The 17251-nt window shown below is 64.5% G+C and carries 15 protein-coding genes; 7 read left to right on the forward strand and 8 right to left on the reverse strand.

Annotated features, from left to right (window positions below; genetic code table 11):
- Positions 1-163: 163 nt before the first annotated feature.
- Positions 164-1069 (reverse strand): LysR family transcriptional regulator, encoded by a 906-nt coding sequence (locus HY30_RS00855; protein WP_034735969.1) that lies wholly within the window; start codon positions 1067-1069, stop codon positions 164-166.
- Positions 1070-1186: 117 nt separating this feature from the next.
- Between HY30_RS00855 and HY30_RS00860 the strand changes: the two genes are divergently transcribed.
- Entirely contained in the window at positions 1187-1654 is a 468-nt protein-coding gene (locus HY30_RS00860) for an SAM-dependent methyltransferase (RefSeq protein ID WP_034735971.1), read from the forward strand.
- Positions 1655-1767: 113 nt separating this feature from the next.
- On the opposite strand, the gene HY30_RS00865 is transcribed toward HY30_RS00860, so the two are convergent.
- Together HY30_RS00865 and HY30_RS00870 are read right to left on the reverse strand one after the other, a co-directional pair.
- Entirely contained in the window at positions 1768-2439 is a 672-nt protein-coding gene (locus HY30_RS00865) for a phytanoyl-CoA dioxygenase family protein (protein ID WP_034735974.1), read from the reverse strand.
- 6 nt (positions 2440-2445) lie between these two features.
- The gene (locus tag HY30_RS00870; RefSeq protein ID WP_034735976.1) at positions 2446-3063 is read right to left on the reverse strand and encodes a S24 family peptidase; all 618 of its coding nucleotides are present in this window, start codon (positions 3061-3063) and stop codon (positions 2446-2448) included.
- A gap of 109 nt (positions 3064-3172) precedes the next feature.
- On the opposite strand from HY30_RS00870, the gene HY30_RS00875 reads away from it, so the two are divergent.
- On the forward strand, positions 3173-4972 hold the full coding sequence (locus tag HY30_RS00875) for an AsmA family protein (RefSeq protein ID WP_034735978.1): 1800 nt from the start codon (positions 3173-3175) through the stop codon (positions 4970-4972).
- Here the strand turns inward: HY30_RS00875 and HY30_RS00880 are convergent, their stop codons facing one another.
- The gene (locus tag HY30_RS00880; protein WP_034735981.1) at positions 4973-5674 is read right to left on the reverse strand and encodes an RDD family protein; all 702 of its coding nucleotides are present in this window, start codon (positions 5672-5674) and stop codon (positions 4973-4975) included. It abuts the gene before it with no gap.
- 4 nt (positions 5675-5678) lie between these two features.
- Positions 5679-6398 carry a ligase-associated DNA damage response endonuclease PdeM gene (pdeM, locus tag HY30_RS00885; RefSeq protein ID WP_155839202.1) on the reverse strand — a complete coding sequence of 240 codons (720 nt, stop codon included), beginning with the start codon at positions 6396-6398 and terminating at the stop codon, positions 5679-5681.
- A gap of 157 nt (positions 6399-6555) precedes the next feature.
- Between pdeM and HY30_RS18925 the strand changes: the two genes are divergently transcribed.
- Complete coding sequence (locus HY30_RS18925; protein WP_051614579.1) at positions 6556-7584, forward strand: sterol desaturase family protein; 1029 nt, start codon at positions 6556-6558, stop codon at positions 7582-7584.
- A complete protein-coding gene (locus HY30_RS00895; RefSeq protein WP_034735985.1) occupies positions 7581-8741 on the forward strand; it encodes an acyltransferase family protein in 1161 nt (386 codons plus the stop codon). The genes HY30_RS18925 and HY30_RS00895 overlap by 4 nt, the downstream gene beginning before the upstream one ends.
- A 95-nt stretch (positions 8742-8836) precedes the next feature.
- On the opposite strand, the gene HY30_RS00900 is transcribed toward HY30_RS00895, so the two are convergent.
- Positions 8837-11482 carry a ligase-associated DNA damage response DEXH box helicase gene (locus HY30_RS00900; RefSeq protein WP_034735987.1) on the reverse strand — a complete coding sequence of 882 codons (2646 nt, stop codon included), beginning with the start codon at positions 11480-11482 and terminating at the stop codon, positions 8837-8839.
- A 107-nt stretch (positions 11483-11589) separates the two neighbouring features.
- Between HY30_RS00900 and HY30_RS00905 the strand changes: the two genes are divergently transcribed.
- A complete protein-coding gene (locus HY30_RS00905; protein ID WP_034735990.1) occupies positions 11590-12273 on the forward strand; it encodes a hypothetical protein in 684 nt (227 codons plus the stop codon).
- A 12-nt stretch (positions 12274-12285) separates the two neighbouring features.
- On the opposite strand, the gene HY30_RS00910 is transcribed toward HY30_RS00905, so the two are convergent.
- On the reverse strand, positions 12286-13815 hold the full coding sequence (locus HY30_RS00910; RefSeq protein WP_081811989.1) for a serine hydrolase domain-containing protein: 1530 nt from the start codon (positions 13813-13815) through the stop codon (positions 12286-12288).
- A gap of 183 nt (positions 13816-13998) precedes the next feature.
- Between HY30_RS00910 and HY30_RS00915 the strand changes: the two genes are divergently transcribed.
- Entirely contained in the window at positions 13999-14805 is an 807-nt protein-coding gene (locus HY30_RS00915) for a hypothetical protein (RefSeq protein WP_051614581.1), read from the forward strand.
- A gap of 9 nt (positions 14806-14814) precedes the next feature.
- Here the strand turns inward: HY30_RS00915 and HY30_RS00920 are convergent, their stop codons facing one another.
- Positions 14815-16050 carry an Hsp70 family protein gene (locus HY30_RS00920; RefSeq protein WP_051614583.1) on the reverse strand — a complete coding sequence of 412 codons (1236 nt, stop codon included), beginning with the start codon at positions 16048-16050 and terminating at the stop codon, positions 14815-14817.
- 116 nt (positions 16051-16166) lie between these two features.
- Here HY30_RS00920 and HY30_RS00925 point away from each other — a divergent pair, with 116 nt between their 5' ends.
- Positions 16167-17195, forward strand: a complete 1029-nt coding sequence (locus HY30_RS00925) for a ligase-associated DNA damage response exonuclease (RefSeq protein WP_034735994.1) — start codon at positions 16167-16169, stop codon at positions 17193-17195.
- The last annotated feature ends 56 nt before the right edge of the window (positions 17196-17251 follow it).

Below are 17251 nucleotides of genomic sequence, written 5' to 3' on the forward strand. Positions count from 1 at the left end.
GATGAGTATTGGGCCCCGAAGGGGGGAGGAAACGCCCAATCGGAGGAGATTGGGAAATGCCCGGGGCCCAAGGCATGACCCATAGATAAAGCTTCGCAGCTGCAGCACAACCTGCATGACAGCAGGTCACCCATGCACAAATGCAATTCATCAAACGTTCAAACTAGCCTTGATGCATGGACGGGCGCCGCAAGGCCTCCGTCTCCGCCGTCACGAAGTCGCGGAAGGCTGCCACGCGCTTCGACCGGCGCAGGTCGCTCGGATAGACGAAATAGAGGTCGAAAATCGGCCCGACATGGTCAGGTAACACCTTGATAAGGCGCGGCATTGTGCTCGCCATATAGTCCGGCACATCGGCAATCCCGAGCCCGGCATCCACCGCCCGCAGCATGGCGAACACATTGTTCAGCTTCAGCGAGGCCGGGCGCGGCGGGCTGTCATCACGGCCCACCCGGCAGGCAAAGCTCATCACGTTCAGCAGCGAGCTTTCGTCGCCATAGGCAATGATGCGGTGATTATCGAGGTCCTGCGGCGTGCGCGGCATGCCGTTCTGCTTCAGGTATTCCGGCGAGGCATAGAGGTTCGTCGCCACCGTGCCGAGCTTGCGCTGGATCAGGTCCGCCTTGTCCGCCGCCCATAGCCGGATGGCGCATTCCGCCTCCAGTTTCAGCAGGTCATAGTCATTATCGTCGAGCCGCAGGTCGAGATGCAGGTCCGGATGCTTGCGCGTGAACCCGCCAAGCCGGGGCACCAGCCAGGTCGACCCGAAGGCCACCGGCGCCGACACGATCAGCTCGCCCTGCGGCGTATCCTGCTGGTCCTTCAGCGCGGCATTGGCCGAAGTGGCTGCCGCCGCCATCTCCATCGTCGAGCGATAGAGCGTATGGCCTGAATCCGTCATCACCAGCCCGCGCGCATGCCGCTGGAACAGTGAGACGCCCAGCGCCTCTTCCAGCGCCGCAATCTGGCGCGAGACAGCCGACTGCGATATCCCGAGCCGTTCGCCCGCAGATGTCAGGCTGCCTGCTTCGGCTGCCGCGTGAAAAGATCTGAGCTTGCCCCAATCCATGGGGTGGGTTTGTGGCGCCAGTTTGACTTTAGGGCAAGCAGAGAATGTGGTGCATGTGCGAAATCGCCATTTCCCCCTGAATGTGCAATTCAGGGTCTCAACAGAGGAGATCCGGTGATGTCAGACCCCTTTATCCTGCGGCCCATCGGTCATGTCCGCTGCGACCGCGCCGAAGCGATCGATGATGACTGGGACAGCGTGCCTGCCCGGATCGAGCTCGACACATCGGTCTTCGACGCCGAAGCCCTGATGGGCCTCGACACCTTCTCCCATGCCGAAGTGATTTTCCTGTTCGACCAGGTGCCGGACGCCAAGATCGTCACCGGTGCGCGCCACCCGCGCGGCAATACGGACTGGCCGAAAATCGGCATCTTCGCCCAGCGCGGCAAGAACCGGCCCAACCGGCTCGGCGCCACGATCTGCGAAATCCTCTCCGTCGACGGCACAGTGCTCCACCTCAAGGGCCTCGACGCCATCGACGGCACGCCGGTCCTCGACATCAAACCCGTCATGTCCGGCTTCCAGCCAAGGGGCACCCTGCGCGAACCCGGCTGGTCAAAAGAGATCATGGAGACCTACTGGTAACCCTCCCCTCTCCCTCGGGAGAGGGGCCGGGGGTGAGGGGTCACAGGATCACCCTCAAACACAAGCGCCCGCAGCGACGCACGCCACCCCTCATCCTCCTTAGGAGGCTGACCTCAATGGCTCACCCATTCCAGCCGCGAAGGCAATTGCTCACTAGAATAGTCGATTCTCAGTGCACGCCGGTGCTCGCCTGAAGTGGTTGATGATGACGAGCGGTGTAGCATCAAGGCCTTCACAAACAACAAGTCACCCCTGCGCGCATGGCACATCTCGACCGGTGCGCTTGTCGCGATCTCCCCTGCCCGGTCCGACGCGATGCGCCCCAACGTGTGCATCCCCTGCGCAAGCTCAAGGCAGCCATTGCTATTATCTGCCGCATCAAGATGAACCCGGACGAAGAACATCGACTGCAAGATGTTTATCGGCGGCTCGCAATGCCAGAATCCGTCCTTTTTTACCCACGCGCCATAGCCTTCCAGATCCTGCCGCTCGCGCACGGCAATGACCCGGTCCTGATGCCACGGCACGCCCCAGTTCGCGTCCGCTGACTTGTCGAAGGCAACAAGGCGTACCGGCTTTGCGCCCGCCTGCAGGGTTTCACAAAGTCGCCCGATCGAACTGTCTGGTCCCAGCACCACCCGCAGGGCGTCAGACCATTTCAGCCGGACACCGGGCCTTGCCTCGACTCGGCAAGCTTCATCCAGCAGTGCAAGTTCCGCTTCCGACAAGGCATCCCGAACCCAGAACCGTCCCGTCTCTTCAAATGCCTCCACGCCGTCGGTCATCCGCCCCTACTGGCTCGCCCACAGGATCCGCGCGATCCACGCAATCTCGTTCGGCTTGAAGCTGCGCACCGGATAGTCCGGGTTCAGAGAGGCGAGGTCCACGACACGCGCATTGCGCCGCTCCAGCACCTTCGCCATCACTTCGCCGCCGGTCGTCTTCGCCACCACACGGTCACCCGGCTTCACCTCGGCGCCCGGCGCAACGATGATCCGGTCGCCTGCGCGATAGGCCGGCTCCATGGAATCCCCGCTGATCTGCAGCGCATAGACCGCCTCGTCGCCAAGCCCCGGAAACCGCACCTCTTCCCAGCCGCCGCCGACCGGGAAACCCGCATCGTCAAAGAAGCCGTCCCGCCCCGCCTGCGCAAAGCCGATCAGCGGCGCGAGCCCGCCGCGTCGCCCTTCCACCATGGCGGCAAAGTCATCAAACCCGCTGCCCACCGCTTCCAGCACGCGCGCCAGGCTCTCGGTGGAGGGCCAGCGCGGGCGGCCATCGGCGCCTTCGCGTTTCGAGGGGTTGAACGCTGTCGGGTCCAGCCCCGCGCGCCTCGCAAGGCCCGAGGCCGAGAGGCCGTGATGCGCCGCCAGCTGGTCGATTCCCCGCCAGATATCCCGGTGCTGCATGGCAAATGGCCCTGTTCTGTCCTGCGCATTGTATAATGGGTATATAATCCTATCGTCAAGCCTGCGCCATGCGCAATGAACCAAAGCCGTTCCGGCACGTTAGGGGAAAATGAAATCCCTTTCCGGCCTCAGTTCGCTTGAGCGGACCGCATTCTATATCTGCGCCGCGCTGCTCGCGCTCGCCGTGCTCGTCCTCGCCTTCCTTCTGGCCATGACGCAGCCGCGTTTCGCCACGCCCCTGGTCAACCGCGCCCTCAATGCCTGGGGGCCGGACGGCGCCAAAGTCGCCTCCGCACACCTGCGCTTTCCCGCCCTCGGCACGCTCGCCGTTTCCGGTGCCGATGTGCCAGGCCTGGCCGAAGTCGAAACCGGCGCCCTCTCCGCCAATCTGTTCGGCTTCCTCCCCGGTGTCCCGTGGCTCTCGGACGTCAGCGCCCGCAATGGCCGCATCAACCTCGCCGGATCAGGCACCAAGAACAACACGGCCCGGCCCGATGTGCGCAAATGGGTCGACCATATCGACGTCGCCAATATCGACCTCGCCTTCAATGCGGACAAGCCGGAGCGCACGCTGAAACTCGTCTCCGCCAAGGGCTCGGTGCAAAGCGGTAACGTAACCCTCCACGCCACCGGCGCCGATTCCGAAGTCCGCTTCGAAGGCACCGCCAAGGCCTCGAAAAGCGACACGCTCGGCGGCCGCGTCCGCATCAAGGGCGACAACATGGCCGACCTTGCCCGCCTCGTCGGCCTCGCGGCGCCGGATACGCCGCCCTACAATCTCACCGCCCAGCTCTCCATCGAGCCCGGCGCCTATGACCTCGACGACATTGCCGGCACGGTCGGCGACAGTGATCTTGCCGGATCCATCCTCGTCGACCTTGATCAGGACACGCCCTATATCACCGCCGACATCAAGTCCCACCAGCTCGACTTCGACGATCTCGGCGTCATCTTCGCCCTGCCCTTCGGCACCGGCAATGGCGAGACCGTCGGCAAGGCCCAGCGCCGCGCCAAGCAGGCCTACCAGCGCGGCAACCGCCTCATTCCCAATATCGAGATCGACTTTGCCCGTCTCGATGCCGTTGACGGCAAGGTCCACTATGTCGCCGATACGGTGATCAATTCCACGCTCGATCTCACCGGCGTCGAACTCGACTTCGACATCACCGGCCGCGTCGTGAAGGCCAAGCTCGCCCGCTTCGCCTTCGATGAGGGCACGATCACCGCCTATGCCACACTCGACGGCACGCAGCAGCCCGCCCAGACCAATGTGGTCGGCTCGCTCGACCATGTCGCCCTTGCCAGCCTGTCGCTCGACAAGATCGCGCGCGGCAATGTCGACGGCCAGTTCAAGGCCGACATGTCCGGCAATCGGCTGCGCGACGCATTCGGCCGGGCCAATGGCAGCCTGTCGCTCTGGTCGACCGATACGCAGGTCCTCGCCCTCGGCAGCGAGGCGCTGGGGCTCGACATCGGCGAGGCGCTCGTCCTCCTTGCCTCTGAAGACAAGGCCGATCCGGTCTTCACGCCCGCCCGCTGCCTCGCCGTCGTCATGGACATCAACAAGGGCATCGGCACACTCAACCCCGCCGTGCTCGATACGGAAGACAGCCTCATCGTCATGAAAGGCGATGTGGATTTCGAGACCGAAGCGCTCGACATCAAGATCCGCTCCGACGCCAAGGATGCCTCATGGGGCACGCTTGTCGGCAATGTCTCCCTCGGCGGCACGCTGCGCAATCCCAGCGTCAATCCGCTGAACGGCAAGGCGGTGCTGCAGGTTGGCCTCGCGGTTGTCCTCGCCAACGTCGCCGGCCCGCTCGCCGCCCTCCCCTTCATCGAAACAGGCAGCGGCCAGGACGCCCCCTGCGGCGCCCTCCTCTCCCGCGCAAAGAATGCGCAGGGCTGATCAGACCTCTGTGTACGTTGTTCTCATCGCAATCGTATGGGTCTTGCGCTCCCACCAATAGACGCCCTCTTCTTGTCTGAACAAGTAACCCCAGGCAAAAATGCAGCACATCAGGAAATAGGCTAAAATGACGCGGTGAAAATATTGCGGCTTCGCGCCGAAATCATCCAGCGGCACGATACGGTAACCCATTACATATTGCCCCAAAGTCGACCGCCCGGATCGGGGTAAAAACACGACATACAGGCACATGGCAACAAGCATAAAGGCGGGTGGCCAAAGCGAGGGGTTCGCGATCGCGTCAGGCGACGGGACCAAATGGAACTGGCCAGTCTGTCCCCAATCGATCAATAGGTCCGGCAGGAGCAGCAAGGGCAGACTGATCACAAAGATCGCATGAAGATCGATGGCTAAGGCGAAAAAACGCTCCCACATTTTGACGGGCAGCGTCCCCCGGACAACATGCTGGGGTCGCTGCCGCACCAGTCCCACAAGGACAAGCGACAGGCTTGCCAGCCCCACCACTGTCAGGCCCACTATAGCATTTCGCAGCGATCCTGCATGCGGAGAGGCCTTTGCCGCTTCACCCAAAGCGTAGACAGCAACATAGGCGAACAAAAAAGTGTTGAAGACAAATGTCCTGCCGAACCGGAGATCCTTGGTCCAGCGTGGCAAAATTGATGTAACGCCCCCGCCCGCCATGGTTTCAAAACCGCCAGCGGCTCGCGGCCACGTCCGGCACGAGGCTCTTGGCTGACACCGCAAACACGCGCTCGCCGCCCAGCGCGAAGGCCATCAGGCCTTCCGGGAAGAGCGGCGCGAAAGCCGCGTCCAGCACATTCAGCCCGCCGGTGAACGTGCCCATGGCCGGCATCACCAGCCTCGCCCCGTCGCTGGCAAAACAGCGCCGCCGCACCATGCGTCCGCGCCCCTTCACCTTCGCCGCCGGATGCAGGTGCCCGGCAATCTCGCCCGCCTCGCCCGTCGGCTCATGCCGGAAGACCAGCGACCCGATGCGCAGCACTTTCGCCGCGCGCCCGCCAAGGTGCGCTGGCGGATCGGGGTCATGGTTGCCCTCCACCCAGACCCAGTCATGCGCGCCGGTCAGCGCCTGTATCCGCGCCGCGTAAGGAGCGGGCAGGCGCAGCTCGGCCGCCCGGTCATGGAAACTGTCGCCCAGCGAAATCACGGTCCGTGGCCGCAGCGCTGCACAGAGCCGCTCCACCAGGTTCAACGTTGCGCCGGTATCATAGGGCGGCAGCATCTGCCCCCGCGCTGCATAGGCACTGCCCTTCTCAAGGTGCAGGTCGGACACGACCAGCACGCGCTCCGCCGCCCACCAGAGCGCCCCTTCCGGCAGCGGCAACAGCAGCTCGCCGGCAAGATGCAGCATCGTATCCGAGGGGCGCGCAGCAACAGCAGTCATGATCCCGAAAGTGGCCCGCATCGCGAACCGGGTCAAACGCTTGTTCCACAAGGCCTCCGCCCCCCGCAAAATCACCTGTCTTTACACGGCTTTAAACATGTTTCCCTAGAACCGGCTGAGGCAAAAGACAAAAAATGGCGTGCCGAGGTCGTAGGTGATGGTCGAATCCGCAGTCTCCCTGAGTGATGCCCCGGGCATCGCGCAGCGCGTGGGACACTGGCTGTTCGGCCTCCTGCCCTTCGGCACCGGCGACCGCACGCACTGGACCGGCCTTGCCGCCTTCCTGCTGATCGGCAGCCTGATCTGGCTCGTCAACCGCAAGGCCATCCGCGAAGAAGGCTTCACCGGCCTCGTCAATTTCCTCGTCCCCTCGCACATCTATCTGTCGCGCTCGTCCCTCGTCGACGCAAAAGTCTTCCTCGCCAATCACCTGTTCGATCCGCTGCGCATCCTGCTCACGCGCGGGCTGCAGCTCCTGATCGTCGCCTTCGTCGCCCGCCAGATCGGCACGGGCCTGCATGGCGAGGCAACCGACGGCACGCTCTCCTTTCCCATGCTCATGCTCGCGGCCTTCCTCGCCGCTTTGGCCGCCGACTTTGCCTATTACGTGAACCACCGCCTGCATCACGAGAACCCGGTCCTCTGGCCATTCCACAAGCTGCATCACAGCGCCGAACACCTCACGCTGCTGACCGCCAAGCGCAACCATCCGCTGTTCGATCTCCTGCTCGCCCTGATGAGCGCGATCTGCATCGGCCCGGTGATCGGCGTCATCTACGGCCTCTTCGGCATGTATGACGTGGCCACCCTCTTCGGCATCAGCGTCGTCTTCGCCGCCTTCAACTTTGCGGGCGGGGCCCTGCGCCATTCCCACATCTGGCTCGATTTCGGACGCGTGCTCGACCACATCTTCATCAGCCCCGCGCAGCACCAGATCCACCATTCCATGGCCCCGCGCCATCATGACAAGAACTATGGCCTCGTCTTCGCCATCTGGGACTGGGCCTTTGGCACGCTCTACATTCCGCAGGGCCGCGAGGCGCTTCAGTTCGGCGTCGCCGATGCCAATGGCGTGCCCGAGCCACAGGTGTACACATCGCTCGTCACCGCCTATGCCGTGCCTTTCACCGAAGCGGCAAAGGCCCTCCGTTCCCGGCGCGCCGCCCAGCAGGTGGCCGCTGAATGACCCGCGGTTTTTCCATCTATCTCGATGCCCTGCGCTTCCTCGCTGCCCTTGTCGTGTTCGCCTCGCACATGGGCTATGACCGCTTCACCAATGGCAGCATGGCCTGGATCCGCACGCTCAACCTCGGCAGCGACGCCGTGGTCGTCTTCTTCGTCCTCTCCGGGTTCGTCATTGCCTTCACCACGTTCGCGCGCGATCGCGGCCCGGCCGCCTATGCGGAGGCCCGTATCGCCCGGCTCTATTCCGTCATCATTCCGGCACTGATCTTCACCTTCGCCCTCGACACGCTCGGCACGCTCACCGTTCCCGGCGCCTATCAGGGCTGGTGGTACAATGGCGAAGACCGTATCGCCCAGCTCCTTCAGGGCCTCACCTTCACGACGCAGATGTGGACCGACAACACCCGCGTCGGCTCGAATGGCCCGTTCTGGTCGGTCGCCTATGAGGCCTGGTATTATGCCGGCTTCGGTGTCGCCGTCTTCTGCAAAGGCCGCACGCGCATCCTGCTCCTCGCGCTGATGGCGCTGGTCGTCGGCCCCCGCGTGCTGCTGCTTGGGCCGTGCTGGCTGCTGGGCGTCGGCCTGCAACAGCTGGTCGCGCGCGGCCACGCCGCTTCTCTGTCACGCACAACCGGCTGGCTACTCGCCATCGCGCCCTGGGCCATCTATGCCTTCGCCCTCGCCCTGCACATGCCCCAGCGCCTGACCTGGTACACCTACAAGCTGCTCGGCGAGCAGATCACGCCCAACGCCCTCTTCGGCTTTTCCGACGAGTTCGTCTGGAACTTCGGCATCGCCGTCCTGATGGCCCTGCACTTCCTCGGCGTCTACCGCCTCGCCCGCGAGGCCGACTGGCTGGGCGCCCGCGCCGAGACGGCCATCCGCTGGTGCGCCGGAGCAACCTTCTCGCTTTACCTCTTCCACTATCCGATCCTGACCTTCCTGCACGGCCTGCCCGCCTATGACAGCGCCAAACCGCTGCACGCCGCGCTGATGGCCGCCGTCACGCTGGTCGCCTGCTTCCTGCTGGCCGAAGTATCCGAGCGCCGCCTCGGCTTCTGGAAGCGTCTGGTGCATGGCGTGTTTGAGCGGCTAAAGCCCTCACCTCCCACTGCCTCCGGCAGCGGGTCCCTCCTCTCCCAAAGGGAGAGGGGTTAAGAGGTGTAGAGCGGTAAACCCCTCTTCCGCTTGCGGGAGAGGAGGGACCCGCGCCCAAAGGGCGTGGGAGGTGAGGGCCTTTACCTGCCCGCCCTCTAATCCCGCATCGCGTCCCGCACCAGATCCGCCTCCGCCTCGCCCAGCACGGCGTCCTGCACCGAGGCGCCGAACACGGGCTCGCGCCCGATCTCCAGCATCACCGGCACGGCGAACGGGCTGATATGGTCCAGCACATTGTGGTCGATCTTGCCGCGTATCCGCACCAGCATGTCCGACAGGCGCCGCACATCGAGCAGGCCCGTCGCCGCGTCCTGCCGCGCCGCCTGCAGCAGGATATGGTCCGGCTCATGGCTGCGCAGCACGTCATAGATCAGGTCCGACGAAAAGCTCACCTGCCGCGAATTCTTCTCCTTGCCCGGAAGGTTGCGCGCGATCAGGCCGGAGATCTGCGCGCAATGCGCAAAGGTCCGCTTCATCAGCGCGCTCTCGTCCAGCCATTCCTCAAGATCGTCGCCCATCATGTCCGGATGGAACAGGTCGCCCATGTCGAGCCCTGACATGTCCTCCATCGCCCAGACCGACATGGCATATTCGCTCGCCACGAAGCCCAGCGGTTTGGCCCCCATACGCTCCAGCCGCCGCGTCAGCAGCATGCCCAGCGTCTGGTGCGCGAGGCGCCCCTCGAACGGATAACAGACCATGTAATGCCGCTCGCCTCGCGGGAAGGTCTCGACAAGCAAATGATCCGGCGGCGGAATGCTGGAGCGACGCACCTGCACCTCGAACCATTCGCGCACGGGCCCTGGCAGTGCGTCCCATTGCGCCGGATCATGAATCATCTGGCGCACGCGCTCGGCGAGGAATGTGGTCAGTGGAAATTTCCCGCCATTATAACTCGGTATGGCCGGCTTCTCGCCCACCGCCCGAACCACCAGCGCGTCCAGTCCCTCGACGCCGATCAGGCGCAGCACTTCCCCGCCGAAGAGGAACGTGTCGCCCGGCACCAGTGACGAGATGAAATATTCCTCCACCTCGCCCAGCTTGTGACCCGCCCGCATGGTTCGCTTGGAATCGCCCGCCTGCCCCTTCCCCACATAGGTCGCGAGCCGCACCGACAATTGCACCGCCTCGACAATCGCGCCGACATTCATCCGGTGCTGCTGCGCGTCCTGCCGCGTGCGCGCCACCCAGCGCCCGTCCGGCCGCCGCACGATCCGGTGGAACCGGTCATAGGTCTTCAGGGCATAGCCGCCGCTCGCCACGAAATCGACAATCCGCTCGAACGTCTCCCAGTCGAGCCACGCATAGGGCGCCGCGCGGATGATCTCGTCGTACAGCGGCGCAAGGTCAAACCCGTCGCCGCAGGCCCGACCCATCACATGCTGCGCCAGCACGTCGAGCGAGCCCTGGCGCAATCCCTCACCGTCAATCTCGCCCGCCTCAACCGCCGCCTCCGCCGCGCGGCATTCCAGCACCTCGAACCGGTTCGTCGGCACCAGCACGGCCCGGCTCGCCTCGTCCATCCTGTGGTTCGCGCGGCCGATGCGCTGGATCAGGCGCGCCGCGCCTTTCGGCGCGCCCATCTGGATCACGAGGTCCACCTCGCCCCAGTCGATGCCGAGATCGAGCGTCGAGGTACAGACCACGGCCTTCAGCTGCCCCGCCGCCATCGCCGCCTCGACACGCACGCGCTGTTCCTTCGCCAGAGAGCCATGGTGCAGCGCAATCGGCAGCCCGTCCTCATTCGCCCGCCACAGCTCCTGGAACATGAACTCGGCCTGGCTGCGCGTATTCACGAACACCAGCGCCATCTTCGCCTTCTTGATCGCCTCATACACTTCCGGCACGGCGAACCGCCCCGAATGCCCCGACCACGGAATCCGCTCCCGCGACACAAGGATATCGACCTCAGCTGAAACCCCGCCCTCCGCCCGTATGATGCTCACACCACCTGCCGCACGTGCCGTCGGCTCCTCCCCCTGAAAGGGGGAGGCTGGGTGGGGGTCCGCTCCCGGTCCATCCGCCAGCGCGTCATTGTCAGATGAGGGAACAGACCCCCCTCTAACTCCCCCCTTGCAGGGGGGAGAATCTTCCGCTCCCGCCCTCACATCCAGCCACCGCGCCAGTTCCTCCGGCTCCTTCACCGTCGCGGAGAGCCCAATGAACCGGCAGGCCGGCGCCCATTCCGCCAGCGTCGCGAGGCCAAGCGACAGCAAGTCCCCCCGCTTCGACGCGGCCATCGCGTGCACCTCGTCAATGATCACGCATTTCAGGTCTGCGAAGAAGTCCTTCGCATGGTCCGACGCAATGAAAAGCGCCAGCTGCTCCGGCGTCGTCAGCAGCACGTCCGGCGGATTGCGCCGCTGCCGCTGGCGCACATGGCTCGGCGTGTCGCCCGTGCGCGTCTCGATACGGATATCGAGCCCCATGTCCCCCACCGGCGCCATCAGGTTCCTCTGCACATCCACCGCCAGCGCCTTCAGCGGCGAGATATAGAGCGTGTGCAGCGCCGGGATGCCGGTATTGGATCGCCGCCCCTTGTCCGACAATTCAATCAGACTCGCGAGGAACCCTGCCAGCGTCTTGCCCCCGCCCGTCGGCGCAATCAGCAGCGCGCTCTCGCCCGCCAGCGCCGCCTCGGTCAGCGCCAGCTGGTGCGCGCGCGCCTGCCAGCCACGCGCGGCGAACCAGCCCGCAAAGGGCTCCGGCAGGGTGAATGTCAGGGCGGCGCTATCGGGCATGTCAGGATTAAACTAACGCAAGACGGGTCCGTTGCCTCTTTATTTTCAGGCCCGGTTCAGGTGAAGCCTGTACTGACACACCCTCACGCCGAACCGAAGGACAGATCATGCGCCACGCTTACCTCCCGCTCGCCCTCGCGGCGCTGCTGCCGCTCTCTGCCCACGCAGGCACCCCGCTGGAGGATGCCCTCGCCGCCCCGGCAGACGGCCCGCTCTACATGTTCGACGTCGTGGTCCAGAACAGCGACACCGAGGCCATGATCCGCGTTGACCCGTCGAAGCCGGAAGGCGAGCGCCTCAACGTCATCACGCCGCCACAGAAGGACTGGACCGATGATTTCCGCAAACTGGTCAAGCAGATGGACGCCGACACCGACGGCGACATCTGGTGCCAGCATTTCGGCGAGAACATCCCCGCCGATGCGGCCCTCGTCGCCGAATCGCCCACGACCGCGACCTATACGTTCAAGCCGCAGAAAGGCGCCAAGCCCGACGATCTCGACGACATCTACAAATACCTGACCGGCAAGGTCGTCGTCGCCAAGGACAATCCCGCCATCCTGTCGGTCGAGATGGTCTCGGAAAAGCCGTTCCGCCCCCTGCCCATTGCCAAGATCAAATCCTTCAAGCTGAATTTCGACTGCGCCCGCGCGCCCGACGGCCGCACGCACATCTCCCGCGTCGATGTCGCCATCAATGGCTCGGCCATGATGAAGGAGTTCAGCGAGGCCGAACACCAGACGATCAGCAATCTCAAGCCCCTGCCCGAATCAAGCATGGGCACGAAATAGGCCCCTTCGGCCCTAGTTCGGCTGGGCCTGCATGGCTTGCTGGTCGGCGAGGAATTTCGCGCGCTCCTTCGCCGTCATGTTCTCCATCTGGGCCTCAATCTCGGCCTGCGACCGCTGGGCCGCACGCTCATTGTCGGCCGCCTGCAGCGCCAGCAGCACGTCGCGCGTGAAGTCATTGATCTCAAACTTGGCCCCGCCATTGGCGTCATAGCCGCGCCGCACGATCACCGCATTCATGCTCGGCGCGATGACGACATACTGCCCCCGGTTGCCGGCCATGTAATACACGTCCGACGGCACGCCCGGCGCATCCGTCATCAGCCAGAACTGCGCGCCATAGCCGGGGCCGGTCGCAGGCTGGGCCGGGGCCGGCGTGCGCACGAATTTCACCCAGCCTTCCGGCAGCAGGCGCTCATTGCCCCACATGCCGTCCTGCAGGTAGAGCTGGCCGACACGGGCCAGATCCCGCGCCGTCGACCAGACCTGGCTCGACGCAATGAAATCGCCGTTCCAGTCGATCTCCATTGTCGTATGCGCCGCGCCGATCTTGTTCAGCACTTTCTCATACGGGAAACGGTGGAAGGCATCGTCATCCTTCATCGCCTCGCGCAGGGCGCGCATCGCGATCAGCGTGTCGTCATTGGCATATTTGAACCGCGTGCCCGGCGCCGCTTCCAGCACCTTGGTCGCCGCCTGGTCCACCACACGCCCGCCGCCGAAATAGATCCGGTCGGTGCGCGAGCCGCTCTCGCCGCTGTCGAGGCCGCTGCCCATGTTCATCAGGTTGCGGATCGTGATGTTGCGGCGCGGGTCGGCGCCATTGTTCCAGGCGTCGATCACGGCCGGGTAGTCGATATCGATGATGCCGTTGCGCCGCGCTGCGCCCAGCACGGTGGCCGCGATGGACTTGCCGACAGACCAGGTCCGTTGCGGCGTCTCATGGTCCACACCAAGCGCATAGCGCTCGGCCACGACCTGACCGTCCCGCACGACCAGCACCGCGCTCGTGCGCGTGCCATTGCCATAGGTGCGCTCGTCAAAGGCCGACGAGACCGGCAGTTCCAGCCGTTCGGCCTCTTCGGTGCGCAGCTGGATCTTCACGTTCGAGCCGATGGCACTGCCCCGGTCAGCCGCAGGCGTAGCGGGCCAGCTGGCGAAATGCGGCAGGAAGGCAATCTGGCCCGCATCGGCCCCGATCGGCAGCTGCGTACAGCCAAAGCCCGGGCGCCAGGCCGCAATGCGCGGCGGCATGTTGGCGGAATAAGTCACCGAGACCGTCTTCTGCAGCGTGTTCACCTGCGCGCCGGGCAGCTTGTCATAGGCGCGCTGGTAATCGGGATAGATGCCCGAGAGATCGTTCTGCTCGATCTCCGCCATGGACTGGCCGGCATTGAACAGGTCAGAGCAGGTGAAACTGGCTTTCCAGCCGGCGGCGAGCGCGGCATCCATCTCGTCTGTATTGCCGCCCTCCTGCGTCAGGGCGGGAAGGGCAGATACTGCAAGGGCAGCAAGGGACACGATCACGGCTCTGGCGGGACGCATGGGCAAATCTCTCCTGTTGGATACGCAACTCTATGCACATCCTTTCATGTCGCAAGTATGGCGGGGCAGTTAAGGCCTTCGTAACGCCTCAGCATTTTCTGGCGTCGGTCTCCAGCGAATTTGCTTCCGGGGTCAATCGAAAAGTGGCATATAGGGCGCATGCTCTAATGGACCTTGTCGACGATGACCGAAGCGGTTTGGAACGGCAGTACAAAAGCGGCCACGCGCCCGCAATTCTATGTCTGGATGGCGGGCGCTTGCCTTGCCATCGCGGTACTCGGGTTTGCACCGACCTATGCCCTGCCCCTTGCGACCGGCAAGTTCTTCGGCCCGCCCCTGATTCACGTTCACGCGGCCATCCTCTACACGTGGATGATCTATTTCTTCGTGCAGAGCTCCCTCGTGGCGCGCGGCCAGGTACTGGCCCACCGTACCTGGGGCATGCTCGGCATCTCCATCGTGACCGCCATGGTGTTCATGACACTCACCGTCTCGGCCATCCAGATCGCGCAGGCCTCCCTTCCCGGCCAGCCCGAAGGCCTCGCCCACAACATGCGTGCCTTCAAATGGATCTCCGTCGGCGGCATGCTGTTCATCGCCACCGTATTCACGCTCGCCATCGTAAGCTTGCGCAAGCCGGAGGTGCACAAGCGCCTGATCGTGCTGATGACAATCAGCATGCTGGGCGCGCCCATCGCGCGCTGGTTCATCTTCTTCCTCGCCCCGGCGTCAGACGCTGCGGCGCATGTCAATGATCCCCTGCCCTATATGGAAGTGCCGCCGGTCTTCGTCGCGCTGCCGCCCTCCCTGATCGGTGACCTGCTGCTGGTCGTCGCCATGGTCTATGACTGGCGCACACGCGGCAGGCCGCACCAGGTCTACCTGATCGGCGGGGCTGCGCTCCTGCTCCTGCAGCTGACTTCGGTGCCCGTGTCACAATCGGCGCCATGGCAGGCCGCCGCCGCATGGCTCGGCAGTATTGCGGGCTAAGGCAGGGGCCTACACCCTCGCCATCGCCGCGCCATGCACCGCGAGGCCCTTGGCCACCGCGCCGAAGCGATCGTTCGCTGACAGGGTCGCATTGCCGAACCGCGCTGCCAGCCGCTCCTGCACCAGTGGAATGAAGGTCGAACCGCCGACCATGACGATATCGGTGATCTGCTCGGGCTTGGCCCCTGCCCGCGCGAGGCATTCGGCCGCCACCGCGTCCATCTTGGAAATCGCCTCGTCAATCAGGCCTTCGAACGCCGCCCGCGTGACAATCTTTTCGAGGTGCGCGTCCGGCGTGTCATAGGCGAAGACCTGCTGGTCGGCGCCGCTGAGGCCGATCTTGATCTGCTCGGTACGCTTGGCATAGGCGTGGGCCTCATGGTGGCGCACCAGATAGTCGAAGGCGAGAATGCCTTCGCTCTGCGGGCTGTTCATCTTCATCCAGGTGATCTGCTTCTGCACATCGCGCGTGTAGAGCTTGTTGAGGCTCTTCCAGTCCGAGAGGATCGAATAAGGCGCCGACGGCACCGGCAACCCGTTGAGCGACAGCGTCTCCATATGGCCGAACAGTTTCGACAGGTCATGGAAGCTCAGCATGTGGTCGAAATCATTACCCCCCACATAAAGCCCGGCGCTGCCCAGCACATCAAAGCCCGCATTGTCCGCTGAAATCCGCACGACCGAAAAGTCCGACGTACCGCCCCCGATATCGACCACGAAGACCAGCTTTTCCCGGCCCGCCTGAAAGCTGACCGAGCGCGCCGCTGCCACCGGCTCGTCAAGGAACTCCACCTGATCCACGCCCGCCACATTGAGGCAGGCCTCAAGGATCGTCTGCGCGCGTGCATCGAGTTCAGGGTGCCGGTCATTGAACGAGACCGGCCGCCCCTGGATCACCGAGTCGACGCGCTCGCCCGTCTCCGCCTCGGCCCGGGCAATCACCCGCGTCAGGAAATGCGCGATCACATCGCGAAACGGCAGGCGGCGCCGGCCCACTTCCGTCGTCTCGTCAATCAGCGACGAGCCGAGCACCGACTTGATCGACCGCATCAGCCGGCCTTCCTCGCCGGACTCATAGGCACTCACGGCCTCCGCGCCGATGGCATATTCGCCGGACGTCGAGCCATAGAAGACCGCCGTCGGAATCGACGTCGCGTCCGGCTCCAGCGCGATCAGCTGTGTGCCTTGCGCGCTGCGAAAGGCGATGGACGTGTTGGACGTGCCGAAATCGATGCCGACTTGCATGGGAGAAGCCCTCGGTGCGGGGAATGCGGCTAAGTCGCCTAGCCCACTTGGGCCAAAAGCGGAAGGCGCCGCAGCCAGCCCCTTCCCCGCTTTGTGCAATCGCCTACATTCAGGGCATGCTTCGCCCCGACCTCCTGCTGCAGCCGACACCGAAGGGCCTCTATTGCCCGCCGGGGGATTTCTATCTCGATCCGGTGCGCGGCGCGGTCGACCGGGCCGTCATCAGCCATGGCCATTCCGACCATGCGCGCGGCGGCCATGGCAAGGTTCTCGCCCATCCGGACACGCTCGCCATCATGGCCTGCCGCTATGGCGCCAATTTCGCCAAGTCCACGCAGGCGCTCGAATATGGCGAAACCGTCGAGATCAATGGCGTCACCGTCTGGCTCGCGCCCGCCGGCCATATCCTCGGCTCGGCTCAGGTCGTCGTCGAGCACAAGGGCCTGCGCATGACCTTCACCGGCGACTACAAGCGCCGCTTCGACCCGACCTGCGCGACGTTCGAGCCGGTCGAGAACACACATGTCTTTATCTCCGAGGCGACCTTCGCCCTGCCTGTCTTCCGCCACCCCGATACGGGCCACGAGATCGACCGCCTCCTGCAGAGCGTGACCGACTTTCCCGAACGCGCCCATTGCATCGGTGCCTATTCCCTCGGCAAGGCCCAGCGCGTCATCCGCCACCTGCGCCTTGCGGGCTATGACGACCCCATCTTCATCCATGGCAGCCTTGAAAAGCTCTGCGCGCATTACCAGTCCGTCGGCATCGACCTTGGCACCCTCATCCTCGCCACCAGCGACGACACGTCCAAGGCCGCCCGCGAGGCCTTTCGCGGCAAGATCATCATTGCCCCGCCCGGCGCCTTTGAAGGCAAATGGGCCCAGCGCTTCCCCGACCCGATCCTCGGCTTTGCCTCCGGCTGGATGAGCATCAAACAGCGGGCGAAACAGCGCGGCGTCGAGCTGCCACTGGTGATCTCCGACCATGCCGACTGGGACGAACTGACTGACACCGTGCGCGAAGTGAACCCGGAAGAACTCTGGGTCACCTATGGCCGCGAGGACGCTCTTGTCCGCTGGGCCGAGCTTGAAGGCCGCCGCGCCCGCCCCCTGCGCATGGTCGCCTATGACGACGAGGCAGGTTGACCCCGCCGCGCCTTGGCCCCTTTAGTAAGGGTCATCGGTGCTTTCAAAGGGGACGA

The organism is Hyphomonas chukchiensis, assembly GCF_000682695.1.
GTDB classification, from domain to species: Bacteria; Pseudomonadota; Alphaproteobacteria; order Caulobacterales; family Hyphomonadaceae; genus Hyphomonas; species Hyphomonas chukchiensis.

What these genes read in the sequence shown, in the direction of transcription:
- HY30_RS18925 (WP_051614579.1), top strand. Translation starts at nt 6,556, where the DNA reads ATGGTCGAATCCGCAGTCTCCCTGAGTGATGCCCCGGGCATCGCGCAG.
- HY30_RS00915 (WP_051614581.1), top strand. Translation starts at nt 13,999, where the DNA reads ATGACCGAAGCGGTTTGGAACGGCAGTACAAAAGCGGCCACGCGCCCG.
- HY30_RS00865 (WP_034735974.1), bottom strand. Translation starts at nt 2,439, where the DNA reads ATGACCGACGGCGTGGAGGCATTTGAAGAGACGGGACGGTTCTGGGTT.
- HY30_RS00920 (WP_051614583.1), bottom strand. Translation starts at nt 16,050, where the DNA reads ATGCAAGTCGGCATCGATTTCGGCACGTCCAACACGTCCATCGCCTTT.
- HY30_RS00860 (WP_034735971.1), top strand. Translation starts at nt 1,187, where the DNA reads ATGTCAGACCCCTTTATCCTGCGGCCCATCGGTCATGTCCGCTGCGAC.
- HY30_RS00870 (WP_034735976.1), bottom strand. Translation starts at nt 3,063, where the DNA reads ATGCAGCACCGGGATATCTGGCGGGGAATCGACCAGCTGGCGGCGCAT.
- HY30_RS00875 (WP_034735978.1), top strand. Translation starts at nt 3,173, where the DNA reads ATGAAATCCCTTTCCGGCCTCAGTTCGCTTGAGCGGACCGCATTCTAT.
- HY30_RS00855 (WP_034735969.1), bottom strand. Translation starts at nt 1,069, where the DNA reads ATGGATTGGGGCAAGCTCAGATCTTTTCACGCGGCAGCCGAAGCAGGC.
- HY30_RS00905 (WP_034735990.1), top strand. Translation starts at nt 11,590, where the DNA reads ATGCGCCACGCTTACCTCCCGCTCGCCCTCGCGGCGCTGCTGCCGCTC.
- HY30_RS00900 (WP_034735987.1), bottom strand. Translation starts at nt 11,482, where the DNA reads ATGCCCGATAGCGCCGCCCTGACATTCACCCTGCCGGAGCCCTTTGCG.
- HY30_RS00925 (WP_034735994.1), top strand. Translation starts at nt 16,167, where the DNA reads ATGCTTCGCCCCGACCTCCTGCTGCAGCCGACACCGAAGGGCCTCTAT.
- HY30_RS00895 (WP_034735985.1), top strand. Translation starts at nt 7,581, where the DNA reads ATGACCCGCGGTTTTTCCATCTATCTCGATGCCCTGCGCTTCCTCGCT.
- HY30_RS00880 (WP_034735981.1), bottom strand. Translation starts at nt 5,674, where the DNA reads ATGGCGGGCGGGGGCGTTACATCAATTTTGCCACGCTGGACCAAGGAT.
- pdeM (WP_155839202.1), bottom strand. Translation starts at nt 6,398, where the DNA reads ATGACTGCTGTTGCTGCGCGCCCCTCGGATACGATGCTGCATCTTGCC.
- HY30_RS00910 (WP_081811989.1), bottom strand. Translation starts at nt 13,815, where the DNA reads ATGCGTCCCGCCAGAGCCGTGATCGTGTCCCTTGCTGCCCTTGCAGTA.